This is a genomic window from Variovorax sp. 05L425, from assembly GCF_056397705.1.
The window spans coordinates 67,143-93,096 of sequence record NZ_JBFTNY010000023.1; the positions used below are offsets into that span (position 1 = coordinate 67,143).

20 protein-coding genes are annotated in these 25,954 nt (G+C 65.2%); 14 read left to right on the plus strand and 6 right to left on the minus strand.

From position 1 onward, the window contains the following. The first annotated feature begins 26 nt into the window (after positions 1-26). The 3 genes from AC1DN9_RS23450 (at position 27) to AC1DN9_RS23460 (ending at position 3,609) form a co-directional block, all read left to right on the plus strand. Positions 27-890 (plus strand): GNAT family N-acetyltransferase, encoded by an 864-nt coding sequence (locus AC1DN9_RS23450; RefSeq protein ID WP_478104061.1) that lies wholly within the window; start codon positions 27-29, stop codon positions 888-890. 115 nt (positions 891-1,005) lie between these two features. Beyond that, entirely contained in the window at positions 1,006-3,144 is a 2,139-nt protein-coding gene (gene ppk1, locus AC1DN9_RS23455) for a polyphosphate kinase 1 (protein ID WP_478104062.1), read from the plus strand. Between the two features lie 3 nt (positions 3,145-3,147). After that, positions 3,148-3,609, plus strand: coding sequence for a SixA phosphatase family protein (locus tag AC1DN9_RS23460; RefSeq protein WP_478104064.1), 462 nt, complete (start codon positions 3,148-3,150; stop codon positions 3,607-3,609). Between the two features lie 7 nt (positions 3,610-3,616). On the opposite strand, the gene AC1DN9_RS23465 is transcribed toward AC1DN9_RS23460, so the two are convergent. Next, positions 3,617-5,134, minus strand: a complete 1,518-nt coding sequence (locus AC1DN9_RS23465) for a Ppx/GppA phosphatase family protein (RefSeq protein WP_478104065.1) — start codon at positions 5,132-5,134, stop codon at positions 3,617-3,619. A gap of 249 nt (positions 5,135-5,383) precedes the next feature. On the opposite strand from AC1DN9_RS23465, the gene pstS reads away from it, so the two are divergent. From pstS to phoR, 7 genes are read left to right on the plus strand one after another with little or no spacing between them, the layout of a single operon-like run. After that, positions 5,384-6,421 carry a phosphate ABC transporter substrate-binding protein PstS gene (pstS, locus tag AC1DN9_RS23470; protein WP_478104067.1) on the plus strand — a complete coding sequence of 346 codons (1,038 nt, stop codon included), beginning with the start codon at positions 5,384-5,386 and terminating at the stop codon, positions 6,419-6,421. Between the two features lie 21 nt (positions 6,422-6,442). Next, the gene (gene pstC, locus AC1DN9_RS23475) at positions 6,443-7,513 is read left to right on the plus strand and encodes a phosphate ABC transporter permease subunit PstC (protein WP_478104068.1); all 1,071 of its coding nucleotides are present in this window, start codon (positions 6,443-6,445) and stop codon (positions 7,511-7,513) included. Further along, on the plus strand, positions 7,510-8,394 hold the full coding sequence (gene pstA, locus AC1DN9_RS23480; protein ID WP_478104070.1) for a phosphate ABC transporter permease PstA: 885 nt from the start codon (positions 7,510-7,512) through the stop codon (positions 8,392-8,394). Before pstC ends, pstA begins: the two co-directional genes overlap by 4 nt. A 5-nt stretch (positions 8,395-8,399) precedes the next feature. Continuing rightward, positions 8,400-9,179, plus strand: a complete 780-nt coding sequence (pstB, locus tag AC1DN9_RS23485; RefSeq protein ID WP_478104071.1) for a phosphate ABC transporter ATP-binding protein PstB — start codon at positions 8,400-8,402, stop codon at positions 9,177-9,179. Positions 9,180-9,188: 9 nt separating this feature from the next. Then, positions 9,189-9,890: a phosphate signaling complex protein PhoU gene (gene phoU / locus AC1DN9_RS23490; protein ID WP_478104072.1), complete on the plus strand. Its 702-nt coding sequence runs from the start codon at positions 9,189-9,191 to the stop codon at positions 9,888-9,890. A gap of 29 nt (positions 9,891-9,919) precedes the next feature. Then, positions 9,920-10,612 carry a phosphate regulon transcriptional regulator PhoB gene (gene phoB / locus AC1DN9_RS23495; RefSeq protein ID WP_478104074.1) on the plus strand — a complete coding sequence of 231 codons (693 nt, stop codon included), beginning with the start codon at positions 9,920-9,922 and terminating at the stop codon, positions 10,610-10,612. 41 nt (positions 10,613-10,653) lie between these two features. Next, entirely contained in the window at positions 10,654-11,988 is a 1,335-nt protein-coding gene (phoR, locus tag AC1DN9_RS23500) for a phosphate regulon sensor histidine kinase PhoR (protein WP_478104075.1), read from the plus strand. On the opposite strand, the gene AC1DN9_RS23505 is transcribed toward phoR, so the two are convergent. The 3 genes from AC1DN9_RS23505 to AC1DN9_RS23515 all read right to left on the minus strand — a co-directional run bounded on the left by AC1DN9_RS23505 (position 11,972) and on the right by AC1DN9_RS23515 (position 15,377). Further along, positions 11,972-13,312, minus strand: a complete 1,341-nt coding sequence (locus AC1DN9_RS23505) for an MATE family efflux transporter (protein ID WP_478104076.1) — start codon at positions 13,310-13,312, stop codon at positions 11,972-11,974. The two genes, phoR and AC1DN9_RS23505, sit on opposite strands and share 17 nt — an antisense overlap. Continuing rightward, positions 13,305-15,032 (minus strand): hypothetical protein, encoded by a 1,728-nt coding sequence (locus AC1DN9_RS23510; RefSeq protein WP_478104077.1) that lies wholly within the window; start codon positions 15,030-15,032, stop codon positions 13,305-13,307. Before AC1DN9_RS23510 ends, AC1DN9_RS23505 begins: the two co-directional genes overlap by 8 nt. Positions 15,033-15,119: 87 nt before the next feature. Then, complete coding sequence (locus AC1DN9_RS23515) at positions 15,120-15,377, minus strand: type B 50S ribosomal protein L31 (RefSeq protein ID WP_478104079.1); 258 nt, start codon at positions 15,375-15,377, stop codon at positions 15,120-15,122. Positions 15,378-15,529: 152 nt separating this feature from the next. Here AC1DN9_RS23515 and AC1DN9_RS23520 point away from each other — a divergent pair, with 152 nt between their 5' ends. Beyond that, positions 15,530-16,591 (plus strand): oxidoreductase, encoded by a 1,062-nt coding sequence (locus AC1DN9_RS23520; protein WP_478104080.1) that lies wholly within the window; start codon positions 15,530-15,532, stop codon positions 16,589-16,591. Here AC1DN9_RS23520 and rho read toward each other — a convergent pair whose 3' ends face one another. Beyond that, a complete protein-coding gene (rho, locus tag AC1DN9_RS23525; RefSeq protein WP_478104081.1) occupies positions 16,592-17,857 on the minus strand; it encodes a transcription termination factor Rho in 1,266 nt (421 codons plus the stop codon). A 183-nt stretch (positions 17,858-18,040) separates the two neighbouring features. Beyond that, positions 18,041-18,373, minus strand: a complete 333-nt coding sequence (trxA, locus tag AC1DN9_RS23530) for a thioredoxin TrxA (protein ID WP_183023723.1) — start codon at positions 18,371-18,373, stop codon at positions 18,041-18,043. A 128-nt stretch (positions 18,374-18,501) separates the two neighbouring features. Here trxA and AC1DN9_RS23535 point away from each other — a divergent pair, with 128 nt between their 5' ends. Genes AC1DN9_RS23535 through AC1DN9_RS23545 form a run of 3 tightly spaced genes read left to right on the plus strand, consistent with a single transcriptional unit; the run spans position 18,502 to position 25,537 of the window. After that, entirely contained in the window at positions 18,502-21,054 is a 2,553-nt protein-coding gene (locus tag AC1DN9_RS23535; RefSeq protein ID WP_478104083.1) for a PD-(D/E)XK nuclease family protein, read from the plus strand. After that, positions 21,051-24,302, plus strand: coding sequence for a UvrD-helicase domain-containing protein (locus AC1DN9_RS23540; protein WP_478104084.1), 3,252 nt, complete (start codon positions 21,051-21,053; stop codon positions 24,300-24,302). Before AC1DN9_RS23535 ends, AC1DN9_RS23540 begins: the two co-directional genes overlap by 4 nt. Continuing rightward, on the plus strand, positions 24,299-25,537 hold the full coding sequence (locus AC1DN9_RS23545; RefSeq protein WP_478104085.1) for a TIGR03862 family flavoprotein: 1,239 nt from the start codon (positions 24,299-24,301) through the stop codon (positions 25,535-25,537). Before AC1DN9_RS23540 ends, AC1DN9_RS23545 begins: the two co-directional genes overlap by 4 nt. Positions 25,538-25,954 lie beyond the last annotated feature (417 nt).

A 25,954-nucleotide genomic window follows, 5' to 3' on the forward strand; every position in this document is an offset into this window, starting at 1 on the left:
GACTTCGTCGGCAGAAAGGGACCCGCATGAAAGAACTGCCCACACCGACTTTTCCGTTCTCTCAACTGGGCCTGCGTGCGGCCCTCTGGCCGACGCCCGGCGCGGCTCAGCGTCCTGCAGCAATCCCTGTGCCGAGTACTGCGCCGGCGAGCGAGCCCTCGGCGGGCGGCATCAGCGTCAGTTGGGCCCGTCATCAGGATGACGTTCGCGCGGCACAGCGCCTGCGCTATGAGGTTTTTGCCGGCGAGATGGGCGCGCGCCTCGCGACGCTGCTGGAAGGTCACGATATCGATCTTTTTGACGACTTTTGCGAGCATCTCCTGGTGCGTGACGATGCCACGCGCCGGGTGATCGGCACCTATCGTGTGCTCACGCCTGCCCAGGCGCGGCGCGTCGGCAGCACTTACAGCGACACTGAATTCGACCTGACCCGCCTGCGCGATCTGCGCGAGCGCATGGTGGAACTCGGCCGTAGCTGCGTTCACGCGGACCACCGGCAGGGCGGCGTAATCCTGGCGCTCTGGGGTGCGCTGGCGGCTTTCATGAACCGCAACAAACTGGACACCATGATCGGCTGCGCCAGTATTCCGATGTGGCATAACGGCGTGACCAGCGGCGACGCGGCCGCCAGCATCTGGCGCCAGCTCTCGGCGACCCACATGGCGCCCATTCAGTATCACGTCCAGCCACGCCTGCCGCTGCCGGTGCACCGGCTGGACGACGCCTTGGACATCGAGCCACCAGCGCTGATCAAGGGCTACCTTCGGCTGGGCGCCAAGGTCCTGGGGCCGCCAGCCTGGGATCCTGACTTCAATACGGCCGATTTGCCGATGCTGATGCGCATCGACGACCTGCCGCCGCGCTATCGCAAGCACTTTCTGGGTAACTAAGACAGGCAAACGAGGCCCGTCACGCCGTTGTCATGCAACTGTCACAAGCGGCGCGGAAACTGTCATGTTTTGGCTTATGGTTGATTCCGTGCCGGTTGTTCCAGAATTCCTCTCCATGCCGCCAGAAATCAGCGACAGCCTGACTGTTGCCGCGAAACCCGCGCTGACACTGCTCGACCGAGACCACAGCATCCTGGCGTTCAACGAGCGCGTACTCGACTGGGCGTATCGACCCGAAGTGCCGCTGATCGAGCGGCTTCGGTACTTGTGCATCGTCTCCTCCAACCTGGATGAGTTTTTCGAGGTCCGTGCCGCGCCACACCTGGGCGCCAGCGTGGCGGGCGAGCACAAGGGCAACTACAGCGTCGAATCCTTCGAGCGCTTGGCCGAGGCGGCGCACGCGCTCGTAGGTCGGCAGTATTCGCTCTACAACGACGAGCTCATCCCGGCCTTCGCGAGCTTGGGCATGCAGATCATTTCGCATGGGGAGCGCAATCCGGCACAGCGCAAATGGGTGCATGACTACTTCGAGCGCGAGGTCCGGCCGCTGCTGATCCCCGTCGGGCTGGACCCGGCGCATCCGTTTCCGCAAGTTGCCAACAAGTCGCTCAACTTCATCGTGCGGCTCAGCGGCAAGGACGCCTTCGGCCGCGAGAACCCGATCGCCATCGTGAAGGTGCCGCGGGTGCTGCCGCGCGTGATCCGCATGCCGGCCAAGGTGTCGGGCGGCAAGACCTTGTTCATCGCGCTGTCGAGCATCGTGCGGGCGCATCTGTCGAGCATGTTCCCGGGGCGGGAAGTCGGCGAGTTTTCCCAGTTCCGGGTGACGCGCCATTCCGATCTCGCCGTGGACGAGGAAGACGTCAAGAACCTGCGTACCGCGTTGCGCCAGGGCTTGCAGCATCGTCACTACGGCCAGGCCGTGCGCCTGGAGGTGTCGTCGAGCTGCGCCGAGTCGCTCGCTAGCTTCTTGTTGGCGCAGTTCAACCTGCCGGCGCAGGCCCTGTACCGCGTGCACGGGCCCGTCAACCTGGCCCGGCTGACGCAGCTGATCGATCTGCTCGACGAGCCGCAACTGAAGTTTCCGCCCTATCAGGCGTCCTACCCGGTCACGCTGTCGCCGGGGCAGTCCTTCTTCGACAGGCTGCAGCGCGGCGATGCGCTCATCCACCAGCCCTTCGAGAGCTTCGAGGGCGTGCTGGCCTTCTTGCGCGAGGCGGTGCAGGACCCGCAGGTCCTGGCGATCAAGCAGACCATCTACCGCACCGGCACCGACTCCAAGCTGATGGACCTGCTGCGCGAAGCCGTGCGCCGCGGCAAGGAAGTGACCGTGATCGTGGAACTCAAGGCGCGTTTCGACGAAGAGGCCAACATCAACTGGGCGGAGATGCTCGAATCGATCGGCGCGCAGGTCGTGTACGGCGTCGTCGGCCTGAAGACGCACGCCAAGATGCTGCTGGTCACGCGCCGCGAAGGCAAGCAGATGCGCCGCTACGGGCATCTGTCGACCGGCAACTACAACCCGCGCACCGCGGCGCTCTACACCGACATCAGCCATCTGACGGCCGACCCGCTGCTGACGGCGGACATGGAAGCCGTCTTCGTCCACATGGCCAGCCAGAGCCGCCTGCCGAAGCTCCACCGCATGTGGGTGGCGCCGTTCGACATGCATCGCAACCTGATCGCACGCATCGACGCGCTGGGTGCGGCGTCGGCGGCCGGCGAACCCACGCGCATCGTCGCGAAGATGAACGCGCTGACCGACGAGGACCTGATCGCTGCGTTGGTCAGGGCGGGGCAGAAGGGCGTGAAGATCGATCTCATCGTTCGCGGCGCCTGCACGCTGCCGGCGCGGGTGCCGGGCCTGACCGACAACATCCGCGTGCGCTCGGTGATCGGCCGCTTCCTGGAGCATTCGCGCGTTTTCTATTTCCGGCAGTCGCACGACGAATCGCTCTATTTGTCGAGTGCCGACTGGATGAACCGCAACATGATGCGGCGCCTCGAGGTGGTCTGGCCGGTGACGGATCCGGTGCTGCGGCAGCGACTCATCGACGAATGCCTGGTGGCCTACCTGCACGATGGGCGCGATGCCTGGGACCTCGGTCCGGACGGCATCTACCGTCGCGTGGACAAGGACACCCACGGGGGCGAGGAGGGCGCGTCGCGCGCCATCGAAGCGCACGGTGCGCAAACGGCCTTGATGAACCGTTACGCGTCGCGCGGACTTCGGCGCGCCGCATCACGAGACTGATCCATGGACTTGATTTTCTGGCGCCACGCCGAGGCGGACGATTGGACAGAGGGCTGCGACGACATGCAGCGCTCCCTGACCCCGCGCGGTGAAAAGCAGGCGAAGCGGATGGCCGCCTGGCTCGACCGTCAGTTGCCGGAAGGCACACGCATTGTCTGCAGCCCCGCGCGCCGCTGCGAGCAGACCGCGCTCGCGCTCGGCCGCAAGTACAAATTGCGTGGCGAACTCGCGCCCGACACCACACCCGACGCACTGCTCTCCGTGGCCGGATGGCCAAACGGCAAGTCCGTGGTGCTCATGATCGGCCACCAGCCTTCGCTCGGTCAGGCCATTTCGTTGCTGCTCGGACTGCAGCAGGACAGCTGTCCGGTGCGCAAGGGCGCCGTCTGGTGGATTCGCACCCGTGAGCGCGACGGCGACGTGCAGACCGTGGTCGTCACGGTGCAGGCGCCGGAACTGCTCTGAAGGCCCTTCAGACCTTGGCGAGTTCGACCCGCCAGTTGGTCTTCTGCCAGGCCAGAACCTCTTCGCGCAGCAGATGCGCGGATTGCGGGTAGAGGTCGGACCACTCCGAGCGACAGGTGATCGCGAAGAGCCTGCCGTCGGGCCGCGAGATTCGCAGTCCCGCCAGATCCGGATCCCGTCGCGCGTGACAGAGGATCACGGCCAGCCGAAGTGCCAGCAACTGCGGGACGAAAGTCGCGTCGTCCAGCACCGATTCCAGCTTGCGCAGCTTGCCCCGGTGTCCGAGCACCAGTTGGCTCAGCCAGTGCATCTCGTTGACGGCGAAGCCTGGCGCATCGGCGTTGTCGAGGATGTATGCGCCGTGCTTGTGATACTCGCTGTGGGAAATATGGGTGCCGATCTCGTGCAGTTGAGCGGCCCAGCTCAGTTTGCGCAGCGAGCGGCCGGCGCGGCTGGTGGTGCCGCCGCCGCGCGCGCTCGGGTCGAGTTGCAGATACAGCGCCGCCGCCGTATCGCTGACCCGCTTGACCTGCGCCGCGTCGACGGCAAAACGGTTGGCAAGCCGGGCCACCGTGCTGGCGCGCAGGTCAGCCACCGTGTCATCGCGCTCCAGCAGCTCGTAGAGCACGCCGTGGCGCAGCGCGCCTTGGGCGACCCTCATTTCCTCGATCTCGAGGAGGTCGAACACGGCCCGCAGCACGCTCACGCCGCCGCCGATCACCGCCTTGCGATCCTCGCGCATTCCCTCGATGCGCAGGCGGTCTGCGCTGCCGGCCTTGAGCAGCCGGTCGACCAGCCAGTCGAGGCCCTCGCGGGTGATCAGGCCCGGCTCGCCGCCGGCGAGCGCCAGCACGTCGCCCACCGCGCCGATCGTGCCGGATGCCCCATAGGCCACATCCCAGCGATCGGGAACATAGGTGGAGAGCGCGTCGTCGAGCACAGCCTTGGCGGCGACTTCGGCAGCCTTGAAGGCCGAAGTCGTGAACAGACCTTGCGAAAAATGCTTCATCGACCACGCGACGCTGCCGACGCGGTACGACTCCATCACATCAGCTTCGAGCCCATGGCCGATGATCATTTCGGTGGAACGCCCGCCGATGTCGATCACCAGCCGGCGTTCGCGGTCCGTCGCATCGGTGTGGGGCAGCATGTGTGCGACCCCCTGGTAGATCAGGCGCGCTTCTTCGCGGCCCGTGATGACGTCGATGCCGAAGCCCAGAATGGTGCGCGCGCGCAACAGGAAGTCGTCGCGGTTTCGGGCTTCGCGAAGGGTCTGGGTGGCGACTGCGCGGACTTCCGAGCGCTTGAACCCCGCCAGCCGCTCGCCGAAGCGGGCCAGCGCGTCCCAACCGCGTTGCATCGCCTCGGGTGTGAGGTTTCGGGAGGAATCGAGGCCGTTGCCCTGGCGAACGGTCTCCTTGATGTATTCGGCGCGGTGAATCTGGCCGTGATCGACGCGGCCGATCTCGAGGCGATAGCTGTTCGAGCCCAGATCGACCGCGGCGAGGCGGGTTCCGTTTTGCATGTTGAGGTGGAAATGTCGGGGCCTGATCGTAGCGTGCAGATCGCGGGCGACTTGCGTCAACCGGTATCTGGTGGGTGCAGACAAGGCTAGGCGCGGCCCATGACAGTTGTGTGACAGCGTCATGTGGTGCCGCGGGGCCCCGAGGGGCCTTTCCCTCTGTGAAGGCATGTCATATCACTGTCACACAAGCTTTCTAGAGTCCGTGCCAAGCCCCCTGAGGGGGTTCTTGTGCAGCTCAAAGGAAGCATCATGAAAACGACGTTCAAATTTGCAGCCGTCGGCCTCTTGGCCGCGGCTTTCTTCCATGTTTCCGCATTTGCGGACGAGGCCACCGGTGCCGGCGCCAGCTTCCCGGCGCCGCTGTATGCGAAGTGGGCTTCCGACTTCAATAAGGCCACCGGCGCCAAGATCAACTACCAATCCGTCGGCTCGGGCGCGGGCATCAAGCAGATCGATGCGAAGACGGTCGATTTCGGTGCATCCGACATGCCCCTGTCCGACGAGGAACTCAAAGCCAAGGGCCTGATGCAGTTTCCCACGGTCATCGGCGGCGTGGTCCCGGTGATCAACATCCAAGGCATCAAGCCCGGTGAACTGAAGCTCAGCGGCCAGGTTCTCGGCGACATCTATCTCGGCAAGATCACCAAGTGGAACGATCCGGCCATCAAGGCGCTCAACCCCAGCCTGGCACTGCCTGACGCCGCCATCGCCACGGTGCGCCGCGCCGACGGTTCGGGCACCACCTTCCTGTTCACGAACTACCTGAGCAAGGCCAATCCCGACTGGAAGGCCAAGGTCGGCGACGGCACAGCCGTCAACTGGCCCAACGGTGCGGGCGGCAAGGGCAACGAAGGCGTCGCAGCCTTCGTGAATCGCCTGCCCAACTCGATCGGCTACGTCGAGTACGCTTACGTCAAGCAGAACAAGATGAACTACGCGCTGATGCAGAACAAGGACGGCGCCTTCGTGTCGCCGGACGACTCGGCCTTCAAGGCTGCCGCTGCCGGCGCCGACTGGTCGAAGAGCTTCTACCAGGTGCTGACCGACCAGCCGGGCAAGGATTCGTGGCCCATCACCGGCGCGACCTTCATCCTGATGCACAAGACGCAGGACAAGCCCGCGCAAGCCGCCACCACGCTCAAGTTCTTCGACTGGGCCTACAAGACCGGCGACAAGACCGCCGCCGACCTCGACTACGTCCCGATGCCTGACAAGGTCAAGGGCGTGATCTCGACCGCCTGGGGCGACATCAAGGATGCGTCGGGCAAGCCCGTCGCTTTCAAGTAAGCAGGACATGACGGCGCGCGTATGAGCACTCCGCTTGATTGCGCGCCGCATTCGGAGCGACCCGTGTCATCCACTTTCCCCGCAAGCGCCACGCCGCTCGACCTTTCGGCCGAGCGCGCCCGCGTCACGGCGAGTCCGCCGCCGGCCAAGCGGCCGCGCAGCGGCGCAACCACCGATCGACTGTTCGGCCTCGCCGCCAAGGGCGCCGCGCTGCTGACGCTCGCGATGCTGATCGGCATTCTGCTTTCGCTGCTGGTCGGCGCCTGGCCCGCCATCTCGAAGTTCGGCCTCGGTTTCCTCACCAGCAGCGTGTGGGATCCGGTGCAGGACCAGTACGGCGGCCTTGTGATGATCTACGGGACGCTGGCGACCTCCGCCATCGCGTTGATCATCGCCGTGCCGGTGAGTTTCGGCATCGCGCTGTTCCTCACCGAGATGTCGCCGTCCTGGTTGAAGCGTCCACTTGGCACGGCGATCGAGTTGCTGGCGGCGGTGCCTTCCATCGTCTACGGCATGTGGGGTCTGCTGGTCTTCGGGCCGATCCTTTCCACATTCGTGCAGCAACCGCTGCAGAAACTCTTCGCGGGCGTTCCCTACCTGGGCGCCCTGGTGTCGGGGCCTCCGGTGGGCATCGGCATCCTGTCGGCGGGCATCATCCTCGCGATCATGATCATTCCGTTCATCGCTTCGGTGATGCGGGACGTGTTCGAGGTGACGCCGCCGCTGCTCAAGGAATCGGCCTACGGGCTCGGTTCGACCACCTGGGAAGTGGTGTCGAAAGTCGTGCTGCCTTACACCAAGGCCGGTGTCATCGGCGGCATCATGCTCGGCCTCGGCCGGGCCCTGGGCGAGACCATGGCGGTCACTTTCGTCATCGGCAACACCAACCAGCTCAATTCGCTTTCGGTCTTCGAGGCGGCCAACAGCATCACCTCGGTGCTGGCCAACGAGTTTGCCGAGGCAGGGGCGGGCTTGCACCAGGCTTCGCTGATGTACCTCGGCCTTGTGCTGTTCTTCATCACCTTTGTCGTGCTGTCGCTGTCCAAGCTGCTTCTGATGCAGATGCGCAAGAGCGAAGGAACCAAGTCATGAGCACGGCTGAACGTCTGCTGAGCGCCAAGACGCTCCAGGAAACACGCGCGGCCAAGTTCGCCGTGCGCAAGCGCGTCAACTTCATTGCGCTGACCCTGTCATTGGCGGCGATGGCCTTCGGGGTCTTCTGGCTGATCTGGATCCTGTGGGAAACGCTGCGCCTCGGCATCGGCGGCCTGACGCTGAGTACCCTGACCGAAATGACGCCGCCGCCCAACGAGGACGGCGGTATCGCCAATGCGATCTTCGGCTCGCTCACCATGGTGCTGCTTGCCACCTTCATCGGCACGCCAATCGGGATCATGGCCGGCATCTACCTCGCCGAGTACAACCCCAAGGGATGGCTCTCCAGCATCGTGCGTTTCGTCAACGACATCCTGCTGTCGGCACCGTCGATCATCATCGGCCTGTTCGTCTATGCGATCGTGGTGGCGTACTTCAAGTCGTTCTCTGGCCTCGCCGGCTCACTGGCGCTGGCGCTGATCGTGATTCCGGTCGTGATCCGCACGACCGAGAACATGCTGCAACTGGTTCCCCCGGGCCTGCGCGAAGCGGCTTACGCGCTCGGCACGCCGAAGTGGAAGGTCATCCTGAGCATTACCCTGCGCGCCGCCCGGGCCGGCGTCGTCACGGGCGTGCTGCTGGCGGTGGCCCGCATTGCCGGTGAAACCGCGCCGCTGCTCTTCACTGCGCTCAGCAACCAGTTCTGGACGGCGGACATGCGTCAACCGATGGCCAGCCTGCCAGTGACGATCTTCAAGTTCGCGATGAGCCCGTACGAAAACTGGCAGCATCTTGCCTGGGCCGGCGTGTTCCTGATCACCGTTGCCGTCCTGGCCCTCAACATCCTCGCGCGCGTTCTCACGCGAAACAAGCTCTGAACACCATGCCAACCACAATCGCTCAACCGACACGCGCGAAGATCTCGGTCAAGGATCTGAACTTCTACTACGGCAAGTTCCATGCGCTGAAGGGCATCAATCTCGAGATCCCCGAGAACAAGGTCACGGCCTTCATCGGCCCGTCGGGCTGCGGCAAGTCGACCTTGTTGCGCACCTTCAACCGCATGTTCGAGTTGTACCCGGAGCAGCGCGCCGAGGGCACCATTTCGCTCGACGGCGAAAACCTTCTGACGTCGAAGCAGGACGTGGCCCTGATCCGTGCCAAGGTCGGCATGGTGTTCCAGAAGCCGACGCCTTTCCCGATGTCGATCTACGACAACATCGCGTTCGGCGTGAAGCTGTTCGAGAACCTCAGTGCTTCCGAGATGGACGACCGCGTCGAGTGGGCGCTCAAGAAGGCCGCCCTGTGGACCGAGGTGCGCGACAAGCTTCAACAGAGCGGCTCCGGCCTCTCCGGTGGGCAACAGCAGCGCCTGTGCATCGCGCGCGGTATCGCGATCAAGCCTGAAGTGCTTTTGCTCGACGAGCCGTGCTCGGCGCTGGACCCGATTTCCACGGCCAAGATCGAAGAGTTGATCGCCGAGCTGAAAAGCGAGTACACCGTGGTCATCGTGACCCACAACATGCAGCAGGCGGCGCGTTGCAGCGACTACACCGCCTACATGTACCTCGGCGACCTGATCGAATTCGGCGCGACCGAAGAACTGTTCTTCAAGCCGAAGCGCAAAGAGACCGAAGACTACATCACGGGCCGTTTCGGCTAAGGAGGCCGCATGACAGAAAAGCATCTTTCCAGTCAGTTCGACAGCGAACTCAACACGGTCTCCTCGCGGGTGATGGAGCTCGGCGGCATGGTCGAGGCCCAGATCAACCAGGCGGTGTACGCGCTCCAGCAGTTCGACCCCGAGACGGCCGACCGCGTGATGGAGACCGAGCACCGGGTCAATGCGATGGAGATCGAGATCGACCGCGAGCTGTCGTCGATCATCGCCCGCCGCCAGCCGACCGCGCGTGACCTGCGGCTGCTGATCGCCATCTCGAAGACCACTGCCAACCTGGAGCGTGTGGGCGACGAGGCCAACAAGATCGCGCGCATGGTCAAGTCGATCATCGAAAGCGGATCGGCGCGCGCGTTGCCTTCCACGGAACTGCGCATTGCCGCGGACCTGGCGTCGGGCCTGCTGCGCAAGGCGCTCGATGCCTTCGCCCGGCTGGACACCGCCGCCGCGCTGTCGATCCTGAAGGACGACGACCTGATCGACAAGGAATTCGACGGCTTCGTGCGCAAGCTGGTCACCTACATGATGGAAGACCCACGCACGATCTCCGCGAGCCTCGACCTGCTGTTCCTGGCGAAGGCCATTGAGCGCATCGGCGATCACGCGAAGAACATCGCGGAATTCATCATCTACATCGTCAAGGGAGCGGACGTGCGGCACACTTCGATGCAGGAAATCGAATCGGCGTTGCAGTGATCGCTCTCGAACGGAGAATTTGAGGATTCATGAAGAAACCCCGCATCCTGATCGTTGAAGACGAGTCTTCGATTGCCGAACTGATCGCCGTCAATTTGCGGCATAACGGCTTCGATCCGATCTGGGCCGAGGACGGCGCCGCGGCGCAGCGCGAGATCGATGCGTTCATGCCCGACCTGGTCCTGCTGGACTGGATGCTGCCGGGCCAGAGTGGCCTGCAGCTTGCCCGCCAGTGGCGCAGGGATTCGCGCACCAAGGCGATGCCGATTCTCATGCTGACCGCGCGTGGCGACGAGCCCGACAAGGTGGCGGGCCTCGATGCCGGCGCCGACGACTACATCACCAAGCCTTTTTCAACCCAGGAGATGCTGGCGCGCATCCGTGCGGTGCTGCGCCGCCGTGCGCCCGAGGTCGTGACCGAGCGTGTCGAAATCGGCGAACTCGCTCTCGACACGGCGACGCATCGCGTCACCTGGCAAGGCTCGCCTCTGAAAGTCGGGCCGACCGAATTCAAGCTGCTCGGCTTTCTCATGCAGCATGCCGAACGCGTGCACAGCCGCGCGCAATTGCTCGACAAGGTCTGGGGCGACCACGTCTACATCGAAGAGCGCACGGTCGACGTGCACGTCAAGCGCCTGCGCGAATCGCTCGGCCCGGCCGCGCCGATGGTCGAGACGGTGCGTGGCGCGGGTTACCGGCTCACGGCCCAGGCCACGGTGTGAGAAGGCTCGCCGGGCAAGACCGGGCGAGATAATGGACCTTCATGCCGTTTCGTATCGCGACTTTCCTGATCGCTTCGCTTGTCGGCGGCTGCGTTGCAGCGGCGTTCGGCTGGCGTTTCGTCTGGCTGGGTGCCTGGCTGGGCGTCGTCCTGTGGCTGCTGCTCGACGCCTGGCGCGCGCAGCGGCTTCTCGACGTTCTCCGGAAGGATGTTTCCGGGCTGCCGTCGCGCGGTCCCGGCGTCTGGGGCGAACTCGCTGAGCGCATCCGCAAGCTGCTGCGCGATCGCGAGAAGGAGACACAGCTAGCCGAGGAGCGCCTGCAGGAATTTCTGGCGGCCATCCAGGCCTCTCCCAACGGTGTGGTGCTGCTCGACCAGCAAGGACGCATCGAATGGTGCAACCAGACCGCGGCGGATCAGTTCGGCATCGATGCCGAGCGCGACCTGCTGCAGCATCTCGCCAACCTGGTCCGCGACCCGGCATTCGTCGCCTATCTGGCCTCGTGGAACTACAGCCGTGACGTCGTGATCGACGCGCCGTCGAAACTGCCGCACCGCAGCCATCCGGCGCGGCTTTCGGTGCAGGTCCATCCGTACGCCGGCAATCGCCGGATGCTGCTCACGCGCGACATCACTTCGCTCGAGCAGGCCGATGCCATGCGGCGCGATTTCGTCGCCAATGTCTCGCACGAGATCCGCACGCCGCTCACGGTGCTCGCCGGCTTCGTCGAGACCTTGCAGAACCTGCCCCTGGATGCCGAGGAGAGATCGCGCTATCTCGCACTCATGGGCCAGCAGTCCCATCGCATGGAAACGCTGGTCAACGACCTGCTGACCTTGTCGCGCCTCGAAGGAAGTGCGGCACCGCCGGCCAGCCGCTGGACCCGCATGCGGGCTCTCATGGCGCAATGCGAGGACGAGGGACGCGGGCTCTCGAGCCGTCTTTGCACGCAGGGCCATCAGTTGTCGTTCTCGATGGAGGCGGACACCGAGATCGCAGGCGCGCCGACCGAACTGCAGAGTGCGATGTCGAATCTGGTGACCAACGCAATCCGCTACACACCCGCCGGCGGCCAGGTGGCCGTCACCTGGCGCTTGCTTCCCGACGGGCGCGGCGAATACGCAGTGCGCGACAGCGGACCCGGCATCGCTGCCGAGCACATCCCGCGGCTGACCGAGCGCTTCTATCGCATCGATCGCAGCCGCTCGCGCKAGACCGGCGGCACCGGGCTCGGCCTTGCGATCGTGAAGCATATCGCGCAACGGCACGGGGCCGAATTGCGCATCGAGAGCACGGTCGGCAACGGTTCGCGCTTCGCGCTGGTGTTTCCGGTCACGCGGCTGCGACCGGCCGCGGCGGTCAGCGCGGTGGCCTGACGGTGCGAGCCAGCAGGATCAGAAAAAGCCCCGCGGTCAGGGACAGTGCCACGGCGCTCATGAGCCAGAAGGCCAGCGGCGAATGCATGGCCGTCCAGGGGCCGATGCCGCGATAGGCCAGCAGGTAGCTCCCGCCGAGTCCCATGCCCCAAAGCAGGGTGCAGTAGAGGATCAGCGGCATCACCGTGACGCGATAGCAACGCAGCACGAACACACACAGCGTCTGCACTGCATCGGCGAAGTGGTAGCCCGCGGTGACCAGCAGCAGCATTGCGCCGAGCGCGATCACGGCAGGGTTGCCAGAGTAGATGCCGGCGAGCTGCCATCGAAACAGGGCCATCGACGTTGCGAACAGCAGCGCGAGGCACACCGTCAATTCGAAGCCTTTGCGGCCCGCACGCCGCGCGAGTGCGTCATCGCCGGCGCCGAGCCAGAAACTGACGCGCGCACTCGTGGCGATGGAAAGCGACAGGGGCACCATGTACGCGACGGCCGTGAGGTTCGACGCGATCTGGTGTGCGGCCGAGGCCGTCGTACCCAGGCGTGCGATGAAGAGCGCCATCAGCGTGAACGAAGTCACCTCGACCAGCACGGCCAGCCCGGCGGGCACGCCCAGCCGCGCGAACTGGCGCAACTGCGTCCAGTCCGGCGCCTCGACGCGCTGCCAGAAGCGGTATTCGCGATAGAACGGCTCGTTGTGGAGCAACCAGATCGCCGCGCCGAGCATCGTGTAGTTGACCACCAGCGTTGCCCATCCGCACCCGACCAGCCCCATGGCGGGCAGTCCGGCGCCGCCGAAGGTGAACCAGATCGACAAGGGGAGCTTGATGCCCAGTGACCCCAGTTGCAGCCACGTCACGAGCTGCGGTTTCCCGAGACCCTGGTTGAGCGTGCTGAACAGCCTGAACAGCAATGCGGGCGCCAATGCAAAGGCCAGCACACCCAGATAGGCCTCGACATCGTCTCGCATGCTCGCGGGCACTTCGGTCCAGCGAAGCATCGGCGCGGGAAAGAGCAGCACCGTCATCCCGAGGATGATCGCGGCGCCGCACAGGTACAGCGACTGCCGGACCGATCGACCGACTTCCGACGTACGTTTCGCGCCGTGAAGCTCGGCCCAGATGGGCAAGAGTGCCTGCAGCGCACCCATCAGGGAGACGAAAACGCTGATGAAGATCGCCGAGCCCACCGACAGGGCTGCAAGAGCGCCTTCGGCGTAGCGTCCGGCCACGATCGTGTCAGTGACACCGAAGGCCATGACGGCCAGTTGGCCGACCAGCACCGTCGCTGCATGGCGCGCGATCACACGCCGTTCGCTAGCCACCTGCGGGGGCAATCCGTTGATAGAGCAGCAAGTCGTCGGCCGGGCTGGTCGGGCGACGCAATGTGCCGATGAGGCGCCATCCGTCGAGATTCACGACCTCGTGAAGGCGCGCGATCGCGACGGGGCCGACAAGCAGCCAGGGGCATGCCTGGCCGCCCAACAGCGGTTGTACGTTGAAGTTCCCGTGATGGCGAAGTGCCGCGATATGGGGCCGGTCGAGTGCGAGCTCGGAGATGCAGTAGGGCTGTCCGACGCGCTCCGAGATCGCGCGGACCTGGGGCGCGTAGCTTCGGGCGTAGTCGAGCACCGGCAGCCACAGTGTCATCACGAGTGTCCAGCACAGGGCGGCGCCGCCGGCCGGCAGTACCAGCGTCTTCCATAGTGCCGCGCGATGGCGGCCGGTGCGCCATCTCACAAGCCACGCCCAGGCGAGCGTTGCAGTCACGGCGAAGATGAAGGCCACTACGGAAAGCTGCGGCACGAAGCCGGGCGCCAGCTTTGCAACGTTTGCCGCGGGCTTGGCCGGCACCCCGGTCTGCATCGCGATCCAGATCACCCAGATGGTGATGGCCGAACCGCTGAAGAACAGCAGCGTGAACCAGTCGATCAGCGCCGCCACGCTGCGTCTGAAAGTCGGGAGTGCAAACGCGGCCAATGTGGCAAATGCGGGCAAGCCCAGCAATAGCGAGCGCTCGGAAAAATTGGTGGTCCAAGTGGCGAGCAAGGGAACGACAACGAACCACAAGGGCAGGGCTACATGCCGCGCCGTCAGCTGACGACGCCAGCGCCACAGTGTCCAGATGGCAAGTGGCCATGCCGGCCAGGTGAACCAAAGCAGCAGCTTGGCTTGGTCGCGCACCTCTTGAATGATGCGGTGGCCGGGCAGATCGATCTTCCATTGCAGCAGGCCCAGCGCGGCGGCCAGTATCACTGCCAGCAGCGTGGCGCCGAACACGGCGACGATGGCTCCCGTTGTGTAGACGGGTTCGGAGTCCGTCGGCTGGTCTGCTGCGCCGCGCCTGCGCTCTTCGATGAGGATGACACCGCAGCCGATGCCCAGCGCAAGTCCGACAGTCGGGCCGCCGCTCAGGGTCATGCCAACGGTGCCGATGAGGAGGACCACGAAAGCGCCGACGCGCCGATATGGCAGCGCGGCAACGCCATAGAACAGCAGGGAGGCGAAAAAGAGTTGGGCGAGCGCCGGCGTGGTCTCGTGCCCCAGTTGGGCTAGCCCAAGGCAGGCGATCAGCGCCAGCAAGGCACCGTCGGCAATCGCGCGCGCGTAGTCGGTCGGCTGTGCCTCGCCTCCGAAGGCGAACGCCACTGGTTGCGCGCGCGAGGTGCGGGCCAGGTAGTAGACGGCGTACCAGGTGGCGGCGAAGGTGCCTGCGAGGAGGAGCGCGAAGGCGATCCGCACGGCGAGATCGGGGTTGATCCATGCGGGCGCGAACTTGATGGCCCAGGCGCCGATCCAGTAGGGAATCAGCGCCGGCGTCTCGGGACGCAACCCGAGCAGCATGGGGTCGAACCACCGTGCGATGCCCTCCGTGGTGCGCGCCAATTCCGCCATGTACCCGAATGCGGTGATGTCGGCGCTCTTCCAGGGACCGCGGCCCAGCAGGCCGGGCATCAGGTAGGCCGCGCACAGCATCAGCAATGCAATGCGCGGCAGACGGCGCACAGCGCTCTGGGCAACGATTGCGGGCGTCGGCTGGTTCAACGGCGGAGGAGGGGGAAAGGGAAGTCGGTTGAAAAGAAAAAGGGCAGCGCGGTGACCCGGGCTGCCCTCGACACGGAAGCGCCTTCCTTACTTGGAGGCAGTCTTGCCGAAGCGGTTGCGGAATTTCTCGACGCGGCCGCCCATGTTGTCGACCGACTTTTGCGTGCCGGTATAGAAGGGATGCGATTCGCTCGACGTATCGAGCTTGTAGAGAGGCAGTTCACGACCGTCGTCGGTCTTGCCCATTTCCTTGGTGTTCGCGCACGAACGGGTCACGAACTTGAAGCCGTTCGACAGGTCGACGAACAGAACTTCGCGGTAGTTCGGGTGAATGCCTTCTTTCATGATCTTTCCTTTGGTCGATGCGAGAGCCACAAATCCGCCATTCATGATTGACCCACGTTGACGGAAGACGCGGCACAACGCCGCGCTGCACTTTTCGCGAAGCCCGCAATTATCGCATACTGGCCCCTTTTAGCGCCAGAGGCCCATTTCACATGCCCCCACCCACCTTGCGCGCCGGCCTTGTCGGCTACGGATTTGCGGGTCAGACCTTCCATGCCCCGGTGATTTCTGCCGTTCCCGGTCTTGAACTGGGTGCTGTCGCGAGTTCGCAGCCCCACAAGGTTCATGCGGATTGGCCCGGCGTGGACGTGGTTCCAGACGTCGAAGCGCTGTTGAGCCGAGCCGATATCGATCTGGTCGTGGTCGCGACCCCCAATGCCCAGCACCATCCGGTAGCCAAGGCCGCGCTGGCTGCAGGCAAGCATGTGGTGGTGGACAAGCCCTTCACCCTGGACGCCACCCAGGCGCGCGAACTCGCCGCTATGGCGGCGAGCAACAGCCGCGTGCTGTCGGTCTACCAGAATCGCCGTCTCGACTCGGATTTCCTGACCTTGCGAGAGGTCCTGGCAAGCGGTGAACTGGGCCGGCCGGTGTACTTCGAGTCGCACTTCGATCGCTACCGTCCGGAAGTGCGCGCACGCTGGCGCGAGCAGCCCGTGCCGGGCGCAGGCCTTTGGGTGGATCTGGGCTCGCATCTGCTCGACCAGACAATCCAGTTGTTTGGGCGGCCCGATACGCTGCAACTCGACAGCGCCGTCTTGCGTGACGGGGCGTTGGTCGAAGACTATTTCCATGCGGTGCTCCGCTACGAAACCGGCCCGCATGCGCCGCTGCGCGTGATTCTGCATGCGACCACGCTGGCCGCGCATGTGGCGCCGCGCTACATCCTGCACGGCGTGCGCGGAAGCTACGTCAAGCGCGGAGTCGATCCACAGGAAGATGCATTGCGTGCCGGCGGACGGCCGACGGATGCGGCTTGGGGTGCCGATCCGATCGACGGCGAACTCTCGATATCGGCAAGCGACGGCCGCGTGCAGACGCGGAAGCTGCCCACGCGTGCGGGCAACTACGTCGACTACTACGTCGCGGTGCGCGATGCCATTCTCGGCAAGGGCCCGAATCCGGTCACGCCGGACCAGGCGGTCGAGCTCATGGAGTTGCTCGACCTCGGTCGACAGAGCGCAACCGAAGGGCGCGCCTTGTCGGCTCGCTGATCAGCCGCCTCGCCTCATCATGTCGAAGAACTCGACATTGGTCTTGGTGGCCTTCATGTTCTTGAGCATGAGTTCCATCGCCTCGATCTCGTCCATGTTGTACATGAGCTGGCGAAGGATCCGAGTCTTCTGAAGAATCTCGGGCGGCAACAGCAGTTCTTCGCGACGAGTGCCGCTGCGGTTGAGCTGGATCGAGGGGAACACGCGCTTTTCGTAGAGGCGGCGGTCCAGGTGGATTTCGGAGTTGCCCGTGCCCTTGAACTCTTCGAAGATCACTTCGTCCATGCGGCTACCGGTGTCGATCAGGGCCGTGCCGATGATCGTGAGCGAGCCGCCTTCTTCGACGTTGCGTGCGGCGCCGAGGAAGCGCTTGGGGCGCTGCAGGGCGTTCGAGTCCACGCCACCGGTCAGCACCTTGCCCGATGAAGGCACCACATTGTTGTAGGCGCGGGCAAGGCGGGTGATCGAGTCGAGCAGGATCACCACGTCCTTCTTGAGTTCGACCAGCCGCTTGGCGCGCTCGATCACCATTTCGGCGACATGCACGTGGCGGGCCGCCGGCTCGTCGAAGGTCGACGCGATGACTTCGCCCTTCACGGTGCGCTGCATCTCCGTCACTTCTTCAGGCCGCTCGTCCACGAGCAGCACCATCATGTGCACCTCGGGGTAGTTGGCGCTGATCGCGTGGGCCATGTGCTGCATCATGACCGTCTTGCCGCTCTTGGGCGGGGCCACCAGCAGGGCGCGCTGGCCTTTGCCGATGGGCGCAATGATGTCGATGATGCGGCCGGTGATGTTCTCGTCGCCCTTGAAGTTGTCGCGTTCCAGGCGCATCAGCTGCTTGGGAAACAGCGGCGTCAGGTTCTCGAACATCACCTTGTGCTTGTTCGCTTCGGGGAGGCCGTCGTTGACCTTGTCGAGCTTGGTCAGCGCGAAATAGCGTTCGCCGTCCTTGGGCGTGCGCACCTCGCCTTCGATCATGTCGCCGGTGTGCAGATTGAATCGGCGCACCTGGCTGGGCGAGATGTAGATGTCGTCCGTGCTGGCGGTGAAGCTGGTGTCGGGACTGCGCAGGAAGCCGAAGCCGTCCGGCAGGATCTCGAGTACACCGTCGGCAAAAACCTGCTCGCCGGCCTTTGCGCGCTTCTTGATGATCGCGAACATCAGCTCCTGCTTGCGCATGCGGCCGACGTTTTCGATCTCAAGGGCTTCGGCCTGCTTGAGGACTTCGGACACGTGGAGTGCCTTGAGTTCGTTTAAGTGCATGGAACGACCCCTTGCGGGGATAGCTGTCAAAACGAGGAGGGGGAGGTTTGATGTGAGGCGAGAAATGCCTCACAAACCGGGGAACTCGAACCGGGTACCTGAAAGGGCCGGTGATCTGTGCGGAATTATGACAGGAAAAAAGAAAGCTGCCGACGCATTGCGCGACGGCAGCAGGGAGACCGGTTAAGCGAGTTGCTGGTCGATGAAGGCGGTCAACTGCGCCTTGCTCATCGCACCGACCTTGGTGGCGGCCAATTGGCCGTCCTTGAACAGCATGAGCGTCGGGATGCCGCGGATGCCGAACTTGGCGGGAATGTCGCGGTTCTCGTCGACGTTCATCTTGGCGATCTGCAGCTTGCCTTCATAGGTGCTCGAGACCTCGTCGAGGATAGGGGCGATCATCTTGCAGGGGCCGCACCATTCGGCCCAGTAGTCCACCAGGACTGGCTTGCCGGACTTGAGCACGTCGGCTTCGAAAGAAGAGTCGGAGATGTGTTTGATGAGGTCGCTGGCCATGGATGTGTCCTTCTGCGCGGAGAGTTTCGGTGCAGCTAAAGTGCGGGTCATTGTGACAGAAACCAAGTATCGGCGTGGTCCGCGGGAAAGCTATGGCGCCGATAGCCCACGCCCTTTCAGAACACCCCATGCCTCCTGTTGAGCGCCACCCCGCGCATGCGCTCTGGTGCGACCCGGATCGCGGCCTCGTCTGCCGGATCTCGCGCGTGCTGGCCGAGCGCGGCCTGCATCCTTCGCGTACCGTGGTCCTCGTGCCGTACGCGCAACTCATGCAGGTCGCGCGCAGCATGTGGGTCGCGCACGGCGCTTCGGGATTCGCCCCCCGCTTCGAGACCACGCGCAACTGGGCACGGAGCGTGGGCGGCTTCGTGCCTGATGCCGATGACATTGCATTCGACATGGCGCGCGACCTGATCACGGCGCAGTCGCTGCTGGTTCGTGCCGGATTTTCGGCGTCGCGCAACGCACTGGCGGGAAGGCTGGTCGACATCGCGCTTCAGTTGGCGCCGCTGGCAGCGGCCGAACTGCCGGAGGAGCGCACCGCATGGGCCGAACGGGTCCGCGGAGCGATCGACGCGGGCAGGGGGTCCGAATGGTTCAACATGGAAAGCGCGTTGAACGGCATCGCGCTCGCTTGGGCAGCGAGTTCGGGCTACGCAACTGATGTGCTGTTTTCGGACGCCGCACGGGCGCAGGTCGATCAGTTGATCGTGCTCGACGGCCTGCAAGCCGACCCGCTCAGCCGAAAGCTTGACAGTCTTTTCGGCGAGCGCTCCATGCGTTTGCCGCTCGCGACGGCGAATGCGCCGGGGTGCATCGCCAGCCTGCATGCGGCCGCCGATCCGGAAGACGAGGCAGAGCGCGCAGCGGCGTGTGTAGTGCGTCACCTGTCGGAAGACCACGCGCCGGTCGCGTTGGTGGCGACCGACCGCGCACTGACCCGCCGCATCAGTGCGCATCTCGTGTCGCGGGGGGTGATCCTTCGCGATGAAACCGGCTGGAAATTGTCGACCACGCGAGCCGCCGCCAACCTGATGAGCGCGCTGCGCGCCTGTGCCCACGATGCCGGCAGCGACCAGGTGCTGGATTGGCTCAAGCACGCCGGGGCCTTCGACCGCCGCGAGGTCCTGTTGCTCGAATCGCGGCTGCGCGATCGCGGAATGCGCGAATGGCGCACTTGGCGGTCGTTCGTCGCAGGCAGCACGAAGCCGCAAGATCTCGAACTCGTGGCCTTCACCGACAAGATTGAAACGACGCGCGGTGCGCTGGTCCGCGCGCGGCCGCTCGGGGAGTGGCTCGCGGCCACACGTGCGCTGCTGGAAACCAGTGGCCAGTGGTCTGTGCTGGTGGGCGATGTGGCCGGAATCGAAGTCATCGCCGCCCTGTACCTGGACGCCGAGGAAGGCGAAATCCGTGGTGCGCGCTGCACACTGGCCGAGTTCACTGCCTGGGCCCGCGATGTGTTGGAAGCGGCAAGTTTCGTGCACGTGCCCGCTGACATCGACGCGCCGCAGGTGTTCGTTCTGCCGCTGCATCAACTGCTCGGACGTGCATTTGCCGCCGTCGTGGTGCCCGGCTGTGATGACCAGCGCCTACCGGCCTCGCCGGAGCCGCCGGGCGACTGGAGCGCCTCGCAGCGCGCTGCGCTGTCATTGCCGTCGCGCGAGGCGCTGGAGGCGGCGCAGCGGTCGGCGTGGGCCATCGCGTTGGGCGCGCCGTACTGTGATGTCCTATGGCGTCAGTTCGACGCCAGCGGCGAACCCGTGCGGCCGAGCCCGCTCGTTCAGATGCTGCATCTGGGCCATGCGGGCGAGGGCGCCGCAGATCCACGCCGACCAGTGCAAATCCCGGCGCGGCCGACGCCGCATCCATTGCCTCGCGGCGATGCGCTCATGCCAGCGACGTTGTCCTCCACCGCCTACGAGGACCTGCGCCGATGCCCGTACAGATTCTTCGCCATGCGCCAGTTGGGTCTGCGCAGCAGCGATGAGTTGGACGCCGAGGTCGACAAGCGCGACTTCGGCAACTGGCTGCATGCCGTGCTGGGGCATTTCCATGAGGTGCTGAAGGCCGATCCGACATCCGACCTCCAGGTTCGGCGGGCAATGATGGCAGCCGCGGAAGCGCAGGCGACCAGCGAGTTCGGCCTGTCGGAAGCCGAGTTCCTGCCTTTTGCTGCCGCGTGGCCCGCGGTGCGCGACGGCTATCTGACCTGGCTCGCCGGGCACGAGGCGGCCGAGGGGGCGGTCTTCATCGAATCCGAGCCATGGAAGGAAGTGCCCCTCGGCCGCGTGAGGTTGATTGGCCGTCTGGATCGTGTCGACTCCGTTCCCGACGGAAGGGCCTTCGTGATCGACTACAAGACCGAATCCGCCGACAAGACGCGCGATCGCATCAAGGACCCGTCCGAAGATACTCAACTCGCGTTCTACGCCGCGCTCTTTCCTGACGACAGCTTGCGCGCGGCCTATGTCAACGTCGGCGAAAAGGCCTCCGGCACGCGCACCTTCGAGCAAACGGACGTCGTGACGGCGCGCGACGCGCTGGTCGCCGGCGTGATGGACGATCTTGCCCGTATCGCCGACGGTGCGGCGCTGCCCGCGCTTGGTGAGGGGCCGGTCTGCGAGCACTGCGCCGCGCGCGGCCTGTGTCGGAAAGACTTCTGGGAGGAGCCGGCATGACCGCACCGGCCTACGAACACAACGGCGCGCACGTCACCCGCGAACGCTTCTATGCGATCGCGTGCGACCCGCGCCGCTCCGTCGCGGTGGAAGCCTGCGCCGGCGCAGGCAAGACCTGGATGCTGGTGTCGCGCATCCTGCGCGCGCTGTTGGACGAGGGCGAGGGCGCCTGCGCGCCGCACGAGATCCTGGCGATCACCTTCACGAAGAAGGCGGCCGGCGAAATGCGAGAGCGCCTCGACCAATGGCTGGAAAAGTTCGCCCAGCAGCCTGTGGCCGAACTGGTGCCCGAGCTTGTGATGCGCGGCATGACGCGCGCCGCCGCCGAAGCCGCCGCCCCACGCCTGCAAGGCCTGTACCGAGAGCTTCTTGCGGGCGGCCGGCCGGTGCAGTTTCGTACCTTCCACGCGTGGTTCGCCGGCCTGCTGCGAAGCGCTCCCGTCGCCGTTCTCGAACGGCTGTGCTTGCCGGCCAACTATCAACTGTTGGAAGACGATGCCGAGGCGCGGATGCGCGTCTGGCGTCCGTTCCATTCGGCCGTCGCTGCGGATGAAGATGCCTCGGCCGACTACTGCGCCCTGGTCGCGACGCACGGCCGCTCGCAGACCGCCAAGGCACTGGACGAAGCGCTCACGCGCCGCGTCGAGTTCGTGCTCGCCGATGCGCACGATGCGGTGGATCCGGCCGTTACGCCGATGGCCAGGATGTATCCCGCCTTTGCGGGCGCCGAATCGCCGGAAGACGTGTTGCTGCACGACCCGGCATGGCGCGGCGCATTGCTGGCGGCAGCCCGCGCGTTGGGCCGGGCGAGCGCGCCAACGTTCTCGCGGCGAGGCGTCGAGCTCGAACAGTCGGTGACAGAAGGCCAGGCCGCGGGCGTGCTCGACGCGCTCCTTACGCAGAAGGGCGAGCCGCGCAAGTTCAGCGAAAAGCTCGCCGGCCTTGACGATGTGCGCGCTGCACAGGAGCGCGTTTTGCAGTACTGCGCCGCGCAGGCCCAGCACGATGCGTGGCTCTACCAGCAACGAATGACGAGGCTGACGCGCATGCTGATCGCCTGCTTCGCGGAAGTGAAGGTCTCGAATGGCTGGGTCGACATGAACGATGTCGAACAGGCTGCGCATCTGCTCCTGGGCAACGCGGAGCTCTGGGGCTGGGTTCAGGAGCGGCTCGACGCGCGGGTGCGCCATCTGCTCATCGACGAGTTCCAGGACACCAACCCGCTGCAATGGCAGGCGCTCAACGGCTGGCTCGCAAGCTATGCCGGAGCGGGTGGGCGCAGGCCCGGCGTCTTCATCGTCGGCGATCCGAAGCAGAGCATCTATCGCTTCCGGCGCGCGGAGCCGCAGGTCTTCATCGCCGCCAAGCAGTTCGTCCAGCAAGGGTTGAACGGCGACCTGCTCAACTGCGATCACACGCACCGCAATGCGCAAGCGGTGATCGAACTGGTCAACGCAACCATGCAGGATGCGCAGCGGGCCGGCGAATTCAGTGGATTCCGCGATCACACGACAGAGTCGAGCGTGCCGGGTCACATCCGCAAGCTGCCGTTGATCGAACGCGACGCGATTGCAAGCGTTCCGGCGCCCGGCGACGCAACGACGGACGGTGCGCTGCCCTGGCGCGACAGCCTCACCACGCCGCGTGTCCTGCCGGAAGAAAAGCTGCTGCAGAAGGAATGCGAGCAGGCGGCTCGCTGGATCGCAGGGCGCATCGCAGGCGGGCTCGCGCCGAGCCGGATCATGGTGCTGGCGCGGCGCCGCAGCCGGCTGGCCGTGATGCAGGATGAGTTGCGCAAGCTGCACATCGCCGTCCAGCAGCCGGAAAAGAACGAACTGAACGACGCGCCGGAAGTGCAAGACGTGGTCGCGCTCATCGATGCGCTGGTGTCGACGGACCACGACCTGTCGCTCGCGCGGACGCTGAAATCGCCCTTGTTCGGGCTCGACGATGACGCGCTGGTGCAGATCGCGCTGAAGCAACGCGAATTGCGGAAGAGCTGGTTCGACGTCCTGCAGATGCCGGAGCAACCCACACCGCTCGCCGGAATCGGCGCAAGACTGCGGAAGTGGCAGCGGTGGCTGGAAACTTTGCCGCCACACGACGCGTTGAGCGCGATCTATCACGATGCCAACGTCCTCTCGACCTTCGCTGCGGCGGCGCCGACGGCCATGCGGGCCAGCGTGCTCGCCAATCTGCGCGGGCTGCTGGCGGCATCGCTCGAACTCGACGGCGCGCGTTTCGCAACCCCTTACGGCCTGGTGCGTGCGTTGCGCGCCGGAGGTGTCAGGGCGCCTTCGGTGGCTGTCACCGATGCTGTTCAATTGCTGACTGTCCATGGCGCCAAGGGCTTGGAGGCGGAATTGGTGTTGCTTCTGGATACCGACACCTCGGCGCAGCGCGCTCAAACCATGGGCGTCCTCGTGAAGTGGCCGGGCCATGCCGTCGCCCCCGAGCGCTTCGTGTTCATGGCGAGCGAAAAGAATCCGCCCGCATGCTCGACTGAAGATCTTGCGCAGGAGCAGGCCGCAAGACACCGCGAGGAAATCAATGCGCTCTACGTCGCGACGACCCGCGCGAGGACTGAGCTGGTCGTCTCTGCTGTCGCCGCCGCGCGATCCAGCGGCCAAAGCTGGTGGGCGCGGCTGGAAGCACGCAGCGAGCCGGTGGACGATGTGGCACCGGTGGCAGCAGCCGTTTCCGCCGCATCTGCGCCGGTCGAATTCGAGATGCTGGAGATGCCCGCCTTGGCGACGGTCGATGAGCGGCACCCCGTCATGCCTCAGGTCCGTGATGCCGAGACACGCGCTTCGGCGCTCGGGCAGGCGATGCACCGGTTGCTCGAATGGGCCCAGCCGGGCACTCCGCTACCGACCGAACACGTGCGTGCAGCAGCGCGTGAATTCGCGCTTGACCTGCACGCCACGCGTGCCGCTGCCGCACTGGCGGAGCGTATCCGTGCCGGTGCAGGCGCCTGGGCATGGGACGCCCAAGCGCTGGACTGGCACGGCAACGAAGTCACCTTGATCCATGAAGGCCAGACGCTGCGCATCGATCGCCTGGTGCGCCATCGCGAGAGCGGCGCGTGGTGGGTGCTCGACTACAAGTCCGCCGCGCGCCCCGAACGCGACGCAGCCTTGATCGCTCAACTGAGCCGCTATCGCGATGCGGTGCAAGAGGCTTATCCCGGCGAGACGGTCCGCGCCGCATTCCTGACCGGGCAGGGCGAACTGGTGACACTCGAATGATTCAAGAAAAAAACGTTGCCGTGGTCGGCGGTGGTCCCGCCGGATTGATGGCGGCTGAGGTGCTCAGCGCGCGCGGTATGCAGGTGCATCTGTACGACGCCATGCCGTCCGTCGGGCGCAAGTTCCTGCTCGCGGGCCGTGGTGGCCTGAACCTCACGCATTCCGAGCCGTTCGACAAGTTCGTCGAGCGTTTTGGCGAACGCCGCACCCAGGTCGAGGCCTTGCTTCGTCGATTCGGTCCTGATGCACTGTGCGATTGGGCGCATGGACTGGGCATCGAGACCTTCGTCGGTACATCCGGCCGGGTGTTTCCGAAAGACATGAAGGCCGCACCGCTGCTGCGCGCGTGGTTGCACCGTCTGAGGCAGGCCGGCGTGCAGTTCCATATGCGCCATCGCTGGCTCGGATGGACCGACACCGCAGCGCCAGCGACTTCGTTGCGATTTGCGACGTCCGCTGGCGAGATCACTTCGCAGCATGACGCGGTGGTGCTCGCGCTCGGCGGTGCCAGTTGGTCGCGGCTCGGTTCCGATGGCGCGTGGGCGCCCTGGCTTGCGGATCGCGGCGTGGATGTCGCGCCATTGCTACCGGCCAATTGCGGCTTCGATCTCGCTTGGACGCCTTACTTTGCCGAGCGCTTCGCTGGCGTGCCCTTCAAGTCAGTGGCCGTCTCGTTTGGCGACGCGCAAGGTCGCCGCTTCGCGCGAAAGGGCGAGTTCGTCGCGACTGTCACCGGGATCGAAGGCAGCCTCGTCTACGCCGCCTCGGCGATGTTGCGCGACGAGATCGCCCAGAACGGAAGTGCCACGCTGCTGCTCGACTTGTTGCCTGATCGCAGCCCGGAACAGGTGCGGGCGGCCGTATCGCATCCCCGCGGCTCGCGTTCGGTGGCGAGCCACCTGAAAAGCCGACTGGGGCTGGATGGCATCAAGATGGCTGTGCTGCACGAAGTGCTCACGCGCGACGACATGCATTCGCCCGAAAAGCTGACCGAGACGATCAAGGCCGTGCCGCTCCGGCTGGTTGCGCCAAGGCCCATCGACGAGGCCATCAGTACTGCCGGCGGCGTCCGCTTCGAGGCGCTCGACGGCCATCTGATGAGCAGCGTGCTACCTGGGGTGTTCTTTGCCGGCGAGATGCTCGACTGGGAGGCCCCCACCGGCGGCTATTTGCTGACCGCCAGCATGGCCAGCGGCGCGGTGGCTGCGGACGGTGTGCTAAAGCGTTGCGCGTAGGGCCGCAACCTGATCGCGGCCTTCAATGGCGCGACGGCTGCCAGTGCTGGACAGTGGTCGCGATCACCCGGGCTGCCTGTTCCCTGATGCTCCGGACGCCCGAGCCCTCGCGCGCGACCGGAAAGGGCCAGGACGACCGGCCGACGAGCGGCCTGGGTGCAAAGGGAAGCACACGCGCAGTGGCTTGAGGGGGAGAAAAGGGGGTCATGACGTCGCCTCGATGTTGTTCTTGGGGACGGCGAATTCTACTTGAAACACTGTATTTGCGTGCGGGGTATCCGCTTAGCTCCACCGACTGAAATAACTGGATGTTCATCCAGCAATACTAGCCCTTTTGACGGCCCGCTGCACCTGCTTGGACCACGTCCTCGTAGGTCACTGGAGCGGTGACCACGGCCTGCTGCAAGAGCCGGTAGA